This is a genomic window from Burkholderia catarinensis (assembly GCF_001883705.2).
In the GTDB taxonomy this organism is placed as follows: domain Bacteria; phylum Pseudomonadota; class Gammaproteobacteria; order Burkholderiales; family Burkholderiaceae; genus Burkholderia; species Burkholderia catarinensis.
This window is the reverse complement of record NZ_MDEQ02000016.1, coordinates 170,463-179,250: the sequence shown is the minus strand read 5'-3', so window position 1 is coordinate 179,250 and position 8,788 is coordinate 170,463. Positions and strand designations below refer to the sequence as shown.

Sequence of the window (8,788 nt, the reverse complement as noted above, 5' to 3'; positions counted from 1 at the left end):
TGTCCTGGCGTACGCCGTCGCCGCGGAAATAGCGCAGGCCGAGGTCGTAGGCGGCCTTCGGCTGGGTCTTCGCGGTTTGCTTGAGCGCGGCGATGCGCGGATCTTCCCGATCTTCCGAATCGCCCCTTTTTTGATAGGAGACCTGATCTTTTTGGCGATCGGAACAACCTGTGTCGTCGCAGATCCGTACCGTGTTGCTGGTGATGGACGGATCCTGCGCGCACGCGGCCAATAGCAACAGCAGCCCCGGTGCGAGTAAACGGCGATACATTGGTACTTTCCTCAAGTTTTATTTGCGCCGTATTGCTTCGAGCCACCCACCCCGTGGGCTCGTACCTGGTTGCGCGCGGCGCGGCGGATACAATCCGCCAACGCCGACACGCAGTCCAAGGCTCTCTCAGGCTCTCTCTTCGAATCGCTCCGTCACTGCTTCATTGATGTCGCTTTTCGCTGTGCCGATACTCGCCGGCATCGATCTCCAAACATGACGCAACAAACAATAGTGACGTGGTGAGCAATAATAATGGAGAAAAATGGCATGTCAAGGCCCTTCGCTCATTCAAAGTTTGCGCGACGCGTCAGTTTTGATATGCTCTTCCTCGCCAAAAACCCCTGGAGACCCCATCGAGATGTCCAACAGCGAACCGGCCAACGTCGATCTGATCACCGCCAACAAGGTGCGCGACCTCCTGAACCGGAACGGCATCCCGCCGCGCAGTCACAACACGACGATCGCGAATGTGCTCGGCCTCAGCTTCTCGGTCGTCACGCGCAAGATGAAAGGCATGATCCCGTGGAACCTGTCGCAGTTGCAGGACATCGCGACGCACTTCGGCGTGCCGCCCGCGATCCTGCTCGACGACAAGGGCGCGCAGCCGGCCGCGGCCGAGATGATCGACGCGACGCTCGTGATCGAATCGCGCCGCTTCCGCTGCCGGGCCGCGATCTCGGCGAAGGCCAGCAGCCAGATCGAAACGGACTTCGTCGCGCTGCAGTGGCAAGGCGAATGGATCATCACGGAACGGCAACATGCGCGCGAGGGCCGCACGTATCCGGTCGACGTCGTCGAGCTGCGCTCGACCCAGCCGAACGTGTATGCGGCGCGGATCGCCGTGGTCGACGATTCGCAGGATGTCGCCGAAACGGTATGTGAATATTTCATCGAAAAAGGCGTGAACGCGATTCCGTACTTCGACGGCGCGACGTTCCGCAAGGCGCTGGAGGTCGAGGATTTCGACGGCTACATCCTCGACTGGATGCTCGGCGACCAGACGGCCGCCGAACTCGTGCGCGGCATCCGTTCGAGCGAGAACAGCGGCGCGCCGATCTTCCTGCTGACCGGCAAGATCTCGACCGGCGAGGCGAGCGAGGACGAAATCGCGCACATCGTGTCGCACTACAACGCGCGCTGCGAAGAAAAACCGGTGCGCCTGCCGATCCTGTTCGCGGAAGTGGCGCGCGAACTGAAGCTCACGCTGCCGGCCGCGGCCGCCGCGAACTGAGACCGGAACGACAACCCGCCATTACAAGACCGAGGGAAAGACATGCGAGTTTCGACCATCTGGGCCAAGAGCCTGCTGACGGCCTGCCTGCTCGGCATGGCCGCCGCGACCTGGGCCGCTTCGTTTACGTTCACCGTCGACGGCAAGATCGACAAAAGCAACCAGCAGGGCAAGACGGCGTACGTCTTTTCCGAGCAGGCGCTGATGGCGCTGCCGCAACATACGATCGTCACGTCGACGAGCTGGACGCCGAAGGCGACCTTCACCGGCCCGCGCCTGTCCGACGTGCTGAAGACCGTCGGCGCGCACGGCACGCAGATCGAGTTCCGCTGCATCGACGAATACACGTTCACGATTCCCGTGTCCGACGCCGACCGATACGGCGTGATCCTCGCGCGGACGATGAACGGCAAGGTGCTCGGCAACGACAACTACGGCCCGCTGTGGATCATGTATCCGCGCGACCAGTATCCCGACGAACTTAAGACGCCGCTCGGCGAAGCCAAGTTCGCGTGGCAGATCATCGGCCTGACCGTGAAGTGAAATGAAGCGCCGGCGATGGAAAAATAGAAAAATCATCCTGGTCCTCGGGTCGCTGTGGATCACGGGGTTCGCCGCGTGGGCGTTCCTGCTGTGGGACCTCCTCGCCACCTCGGTCAACGAGGGCGTGCTCGAAGGGCCGCGCGAAGGCGTGTTCTGGACCGCCGCGCAATACCGGAACGTCTATACGCGGTTCGACCGGCAACTGATTCTTTACGCGACGCACGAGGACGACGACTTCGAACACGTGCAGATGCAGCTCGACAGCCTGTCGGTGTCGTTCGGATTCCTGCAGCGGCCGTCCGAAGTGTCCGAATACTGGCTGCGCATCGCGCGTGCGCGCAACGAGATCGACGCGCTCGGCGAATTCATGACGCGCCTGAAGCACGACGTGCCGTTGCTGCGCGGCGCGCCGAAGAACGCGCAGCAGGTGATCGACGAGGTCAATGCGTACTGGCCGAAGGTCAATGGTCTCGCGAACTACTTCCGCGCGATCGAGATGGCGCAGCGCGATTTCACGTTCCATCAGCTGAAGGAAAAGCAGCACGCGATCCTGATCCTCGGCATCGTGCTCGGCGTGATCCTGTGCGCGCTGTTCCTGCTGCTGTTCTATACGATGCGCACGCGCGACGACCTGCTCGAGCGGCAGGACGCGGCGCTCGACGCGGAACGCAAGGCGTCCGATCGCGCGTTCGAGATGATCGAGGCGAAGAACGCGTTCCTCGGCATGGTCAGCCACGAGCTGCGCACGCCGCTGCAGGCGATCTGCGGGTCGATCGAGATCCTGCTCGCGCGCCCGCAGTCCGACGCGAACCTGAAGACGATCCGGCGGCTGCAGAATTCCGCGCTGTCGCTCGAAGCGCTCGTCAAGGACCTGACCGACTACATCAAGCTGCGCTCGACGAAGCGCCTCGCGGAGCTGGAAGCCGTCGGCATCGCGCCGCTGCTCGCCGAAGTGTTCGAGCCGTTGCGCGAGAAGATCGCGGCCAAGCGGATCGCGGTCGCGCAGCAGGTCGAGCCGCACGACCTCGCGATCCGTTCCGATCGCAAGCTGCTGCGGCAGGTGCTGTCGAACCTGATCGAGAATTCGGTGAAGTACACGCTCGGCGGGTCGATCAACGTGTCGATCACGCTCGCCGACGCGCCGGCCGGCCAGCAGTTGAAGATCGCCGTGCGCGACACGGGCGCCGGCATCGCGAAGCCGCACCTGTCGAAGATCTTCGAGCCGTTCTACCGCGCGAACGACGCGGTCGGGCTGCACGTGGACGGGATCGGCATGGGGCTCGCCGTCGTGCGCGAAATCGTGACGACGCTGCGCGGGCACGTGGACGTGCGCAGCGTGGTCGGCGAAGGCAGCGAATTCGTCGTGACGCTGCCGGTCGAAGTGCCCGACACCGTGACGGCCGGCAATGCGGCGGGCGAAGCGCTCGCGCTGCCGCACGCGGCCGCGCACCGCGACCGGCGCGCGCTGGTGGTCGACGACAACGACAACGCACGCGAAACGCTCGGCGCGATGCTGTCGGCGCTCGGCATCGATGCCGACCTGTGCGGCACCGGGCAGGAAGGCGTCGCGCGCTTCGGCACGGGCCGCTACGACATCGTGGTGCTCGATCTCGAACTGCCGGACCTGAGCGGCTTCGAGGTCGCGCGGCGCATTCGCGCGGTCGCGCAGCCCGACGACGACGGCCGGCATCCGGCCATCCTCGGCGTCAGCGCGTATGAATCCGCGGCGCTGCGCGAAAACAAGCAGGTGTTCGACGAATTCCTGCCGAAGCCCGTCCACCTGCGCGAACTCGGCGCACTCGTCGAGAAGCTGCTCGCGTGAGCCAGGCGCGGCATCGCGCGTTCCCGCTCGCCTTCCCGCTCGTCTTCCCGTCTATTCGCCGATCAGATGCAGCACGATGTCGCGCCGGTGCGCCGCGCGGCGATGCTCGAACAGGTAGATCCCCTGCCAGGTGCCGAGCACCATGCGCCCTTGCTCGACCGGAATCGACAACTGCACCTGCGTAAGCGCCGTGCGCAGATGCGCCGGCATGTCGTCGGCCCCTTCGGTGTCGTGCTCGTAGCGCGTGTCGTCCTCGGGCGCGAGCGTCGCGAAATAGCGTTCGAGATCGCGCCGCACCGACGGATCGGCATTCTCCTGGATCAGCAGCGATGCCGACGTATGGCGGCAGAACACGGTGAGCAGGCCGGTGCGGATCGCCTGCTGGTCGACGAACGCACGCACCTGCGGCGTGAATTCGACGAGGCCGCTGCCGCGTGCGTCGACGCCGATATGCGTGAGTGCCTGTTGCATCGCCGTGACCTCAGGCCAGCGCGGCGAAGCCGTCGGCTTCGATCTGTTTCGCGTCGGCGGGGCGCACGACGCGCGCGACTTCGACGCCGTCGCGCAGGAACACCAGCGTCGGCCACAGTTTCACGCCGAACGAGCGGCCGAGCGGGCGGCCCGGGCCGTCCTCGATCTTCAGGTGCCGCACGGCGGGATGCGCGGAGAACGACGCGACGATATCGGGTTGCGCGCCTGCGCAGATCCCGCACCAGTTCGCGCCGAATTCGATGACGGTGGCACCGCCCAGTGCGTCGACTTCCGCGCGCGTCGGCGCGTTGGCGGTATAGCGTTGCTCGGTGTCCATCAGGCCCTCGTGTGCGTTGGCGGAACGTGGCCGCGCGTGCCCGCGTGGTGCGGCATGCACGGCCTGCGATTTCCCACTGTAGCGGAAAAGCGCGCGCGATGCCGACCGGCCCGTTCCGGCACACATGCCGCCTGCGCGCGCCGGAATGACACGACAAGATCCGGAGTGCCGCGCCGCCACGACAGGATCAGCATGCGGACTGATCCCTCGACGAAGGCCCCGACCATGAACGCTCCGCATTGCATCACCGAACCGAACATCCTCTATTTCGGCACGCCCGTCGTGCTGGTCAGCACGCTGAACGAGAACGGCACGGCCAATCTCGCGCCGATCTCGTCCGCGTTCTGGCTCGGCTGGCGCTGCGTGATCGGCATCGCCGCCAGTTCGCAGACCACCCGCAACCTGCTGCGTACCGGCGAATGCGTGCTAAACCTGCCGTCGTCGGCGCAGGCGCACGCGGTCGACCGGATCGCGCGCACGACGGGCACGTATCCGGTGCCCGACGGCAAGCGCGCGAAAGGCTATGTGTACGAACCCGACAAGTTCGGCACGGCCGGGCTCGCCGAGGCGGCGTCGCAAACCGTGTCGCCGCCGCGCGCGCTCGAATGCCCGGTGCACATGGAGGCGGTCGTCTCGGCCACGCACGGGGTGGGCGAAGAAGCGCCCGACCTGCGCGGCCACATCCGCGTGTTCGAGGTGCGCATCCAGCGCGTGCACGTGCATCCCGACCTGCTGATGGACGGGCACCCGGACCGCATCGATCCGGACAAGTGGTCGCCGCTGATTATGAGCTTTCAGAAGTTCTACGGCCTCGCGCCGCAGCAGGTGCACGCGTCGCGGCTCGCCGAGATTCCCGAGCGCGCGTATCGCAGCCCCGACATCGAGCGCTCGCGCGATGCTGGCGTGCCGGCCGGCGCCGGGCGGTAATGAAACGCGACGGCCGGCCCGATGCGGCTCCCGATTGTTGTCTCCTTCCGCGCGGCGATGCCTGACCTGGCGTGTGCTCTATGGTGTTCACCGATCGACAGGCCAGCGAGGAGCCCGCCGCCGATGGCCGTGAATGGATCGGGTGACGGTTGGCGGCGTCAGCATCGCCGATCCGCACCGGCCATCCTCGGCGCCATCCGGCGGCACCTCGCCGCGAATCGTTGCGTGATGACATAGGACCGGTCCTGACTCGTATGGGACTGGTCCTTTTTTCCTTTCAACGCTCGAGGGCCCGCGGTTTTCCCGCTTTCGCTTGATAAACTCGCCGCTTCATATCATGGCGGAATATATTTAGATGAGCGAAGCAGAACTGCGCGCGCGCAGCGTCGCTCGCGCGGATCGCTCCGGCTCGCACGAACCCGAATCAGGCACTCACACCCTCCAGCGCGGCCTGACCTGGAAAGACGCATTCTGGGTAACGAGCGGCGTGCCGGCAGGCGTGCTGTTCACGATCGGCGGCGTATGCGCGACGATCGGCCAGCCCGCGTGGGCGATCTGGATCGCCGCGATCACGATGGGGCTGATTCAAAGCGCGACTTATGCGGAAATATCGGGACTATTTCCCCATAAATCGGGCGGCGCGTCCGTATATGGCGCGATCGGCTGGGTCCGTTACAGCAAGCTGATTGCCCCGGTTTCCGTGTGGTGCAACTGGCTCGCGTGGTCGCCGATGCTTGCGCTCGGCTGCGGCCTCGCGGCGAGCTATGCGCTCACGAGCCTCTTTCCCGCCGACGCGGCGGTGCTGCACTGGCAGCTCAAGATTGCGGATCTCGGATTCATCAAGCCGGGTCTGTCCCTGCGGATCAATGCGACGTTCATCATCGCGACGATCCTGCTTCTCATCACGTTCAAGCTTCAACATAGCGGTGCATCGAAGGCTGCGCGCACGCAGCGCATTCTCGGCATCGCGTCGCTCACGCCGCTGCTGATCGTCGGCATCGTGCCGTTCGTCACCGGCGACGTGCCGATGTCGAACCTGCTCCCGCTGCTGCCACTCGGTCACGACGCGCACGGCAACCTCACGGCCGGGACGTTCGGCTCGTGGAACGGGCAAGGCGTCACGATGGCGCTCGGCGCGATGTTCATGGCCGGCTGGGCGTCGTACGGTTTCGAGACGGCGGTCTGCTACACGCGCGAATTCCGCGATCCGCGGCGCGATACCGCCAAGGCGATCTTCTGGTCGGGTGCGCTGTGTCTCGTCGTGATGACGCTCGTGCCGCTGGCGTTCCAGGGTGCGCTCGGCGCGCAGGCAATGCTCGATCCGTCGATCCGCGACGGCACCGGCGTGGCGGCCGCGATGGCGAAGATCGTCGGCGGCGGCGCGTGGGTCGCGAATGCGGTCGTCGTGATGCTGATGCTGTCGATCCTGCTGATCGTGATGACGTCGATGATGGGCTCGTCGCGCACGCTGTACCAGGCATCGGTCGACGGCTGGCTGCCGAAGTACCTGTCGCACGTGAACGAGCACGGCTCGCCCACACGCGCGATGTGGACCGATCTCGGCTTCAACCTCGTGTTGCTGATGATGTCGGATTACTTGACGGTGCTGTCGATCTCGAACGTCTGCTACATGCTGTTCGTATTCCTGAATCTTCAGTCGGGCTGGATCCACCGGATGGATCGCGGCAACTGGGATCGGCCGTTCCGCTGCCCGACGTGGCTGCTGGTCGCCGGCGCGATCTGCGGCTACGCGAACCTCGTCTATGCGGGCGCGGGCGCCGATCTCCAGGGCGAAGGCACGCTGCGCAACGGCCTGATCGCGATGCTGCTGATCGTGCCGGTGTTCGTCTATCGCCACTACTGGCAGGATCGTGGCCGGTTCCCGGAGCAGATGCAGCGCGACATGGAACTCGAAGTGCCGAAGCGCGCGATGTGGTTGAACCTGATGCCGTATGCGGCGCTGATCGGCGCCGTGCTGGCAGTCGGCGGCGCACATCATCTGGTCTGGGGACATTGAACGACGACCGGCCGACGGGGCACCACGCATCGTCGGCCGTCTCGCGCCCTCCGGCCGGGAAACGCGCCGCGACAGCGCGGCAAGCGCACTTGAATCAGACCGGTCTGATAGGCCCTGCCGCGCACCGTCCGTAAACTCGGGCGCATGATTGCTCCTATCCGGTCCACCTTCGACGCGATGTGCGATGCCGTCGCGCGTTTCACCCGCCGCCCTTCGTTCCTCCGCAACCTGGACGTCGCGGTGCTCGCGCTCATCGTCGCGAGCGTGCTCGTCGTGATGGCCGATAGCGTGCACGACCTGCACGAACGGTATGGCGATGCCCTCTACGCAGCGGAATGGGCGTTCACGCTGCTGTTCACGCTCGAGTATGCAGTGCGGCTGCTCACCGCGCGCAGGCCGCTGGCCTATGCACGCAGCTTCTTCGGGATCGTCGATCTCGTGTCGGTGCTGCCGACCTATCTCGCGTTCTTCTTCCCCGGCCTGCACGCGCTGATCGACGTGCGCCTGTTGCGACTGCTGCGCGTGTTCCGCATCCTCGGGCTGGCGATCTATCTCGAGGAAGGGCAGATGCTGATCCGCGCGCTCACGCGTGCGCGGCGCAAGATCTTCGTGTTCATCGGCGGGATGTTCGTGCTCGTGGTGATTCTCGGTACGGTGATCTTCCTCGTCGAGGGCCCGGAGAACGGGATCACGAGCATACCGGTAGGCGTCTACTGGGCCGCCGTGACGATGAGCACGACCGGCTACGGCGACCTGACGCCGCATACACCGCTCGGCCGCCTCATCACGTCGTGCGCGATCCTGCTCGGCTACGGCATCATCGCGTTCCCGACCGGCATCATGGGCGCCGAGCTGATCGCGTCGGCGCTGGAGCAGCGGCGCGCGGACGCCGACAAGGAAACACGGTGCTGCCCGCATTGCGGCGCGGCGGTGCCGCCGCCGGCGCATGCCGACATCGACCGGCCGCGACGCCCGGAATAAGACCCTTCCCGTTCAGCGTCATTTCCTGCCGCGCGCCGACAACGCGGGGCGGCATACCGTGGACGCGTCGCAACGCGATGAAGCCTGTGCGGCGCAGGGGATCGCAAGGGTTCAGGCGAAGCCTGATGTAACGCATTGGCCCGGATCTCGGCACGTCGAATCGATGCCGGGCCGCCCCCCTCGACCCG

The 8,788-nt window shown here is 65.6% G+C and carries 9 protein-coding genes; 6 read left to right on the top strand and 3 right to left on the bottom strand.

The genetic code is table 11. The annotated features are described in order from the left end of the window. Positions 1-271 (bottom strand): SEL1-like repeat protein (locus tag BFF94_RS25270; RefSeq protein ID WP_219139984.1); only part of this gene is annotated, 271 nt, incomplete at its 3' end. Between the two features lie 358 nt (positions 272-629). Between BFF94_RS25270 and BFF94_RS25265 the strand changes: the two genes are divergently transcribed. The 3 genes from BFF94_RS25265 to atsR are packed head-to-tail and all read left to right on the top strand — an operon-like array spanning position 630 to position 3,867. After that, positions 630-1,502 carry a response regulator gene (locus tag BFF94_RS25265; RefSeq protein WP_128846255.1) on the top strand — a complete coding sequence of 291 codons (873 nt, stop codon included), beginning with the start codon at positions 630-632 and terminating at the stop codon, positions 1,500-1,502. A 42-nt stretch (positions 1,503-1,544) separates the two neighbouring features. After that, positions 1,545-2,045 carry a putative pterin-binding protein gene (locus tag BFF94_RS25260; RefSeq protein WP_128846258.1) on the top strand — a complete coding sequence of 167 codons (501 nt, stop codon included), beginning with the start codon at positions 1,545-1,547 and terminating at the stop codon, positions 2,043-2,045. Position 2,046: 1 nt separating this feature from the next. Next, positions 2,047-3,867 (top strand): hybrid sensor histidine kinase/response regulator AtsR, encoded by a 1,821-nt coding sequence (atsR, locus tag BFF94_RS25255; protein ID WP_219139983.1) that lies wholly within the window; start codon positions 2,047-2,049, stop codon positions 3,865-3,867. Between the two features lie 51 nt (positions 3,868-3,918). On the opposite strand, the gene BFF94_RS25250 is transcribed toward atsR, so the two are convergent. Together BFF94_RS25250 and BFF94_RS25245 are read right to left on the bottom strand one after the other, a co-directional pair. Continuing rightward, a complete protein-coding gene (locus BFF94_RS25250) occupies positions 3,919-4,338 on the bottom strand; it encodes a secondary thiamine-phosphate synthase enzyme YjbQ (protein WP_128846261.1) in 420 nt (139 codons plus the stop codon). 10 nt (positions 4,339-4,348) lie between these two features. Beyond that, positions 4,349-4,675: a thioredoxin family protein gene (locus BFF94_RS25245; RefSeq protein WP_128846264.1), complete on the bottom strand. Its 327-nt coding sequence runs from the start codon at positions 4,673-4,675 to the stop codon at positions 4,349-4,351. Positions 4,676-4,900: 225 nt separating this feature from the next. Between BFF94_RS25245 and BFF94_RS25240 the strand changes: the two genes are divergently transcribed. From BFF94_RS25240 to BFF94_RS25230, 3 genes are all read left to right on the top strand, one after another. Next, positions 4,901-5,602, top strand: coding sequence for a flavin reductase family protein (locus tag BFF94_RS25240; RefSeq protein WP_128846267.1), 702 nt, complete (start codon positions 4,901-4,903; stop codon positions 5,600-5,602). A 355-nt stretch (positions 5,603-5,957) separates the two neighbouring features. After that, positions 5,958-7,619, top strand: coding sequence for a trimethylamine N-oxide permease (locus BFF94_RS25235; RefSeq protein ID WP_219139982.1), 1,662 nt, complete (start codon positions 5,958-5,960; stop codon positions 7,617-7,619). A 144-nt stretch (positions 7,620-7,763) separates the two neighbouring features. Continuing rightward, on the top strand, positions 7,764-8,600 hold the full coding sequence (locus BFF94_RS25230; RefSeq protein WP_219139981.1) for an ion transporter: 837 nt from the start codon (positions 7,764-7,766) through the stop codon (positions 8,598-8,600). Positions 8,601-8,788 lie beyond the last annotated feature (188 nt).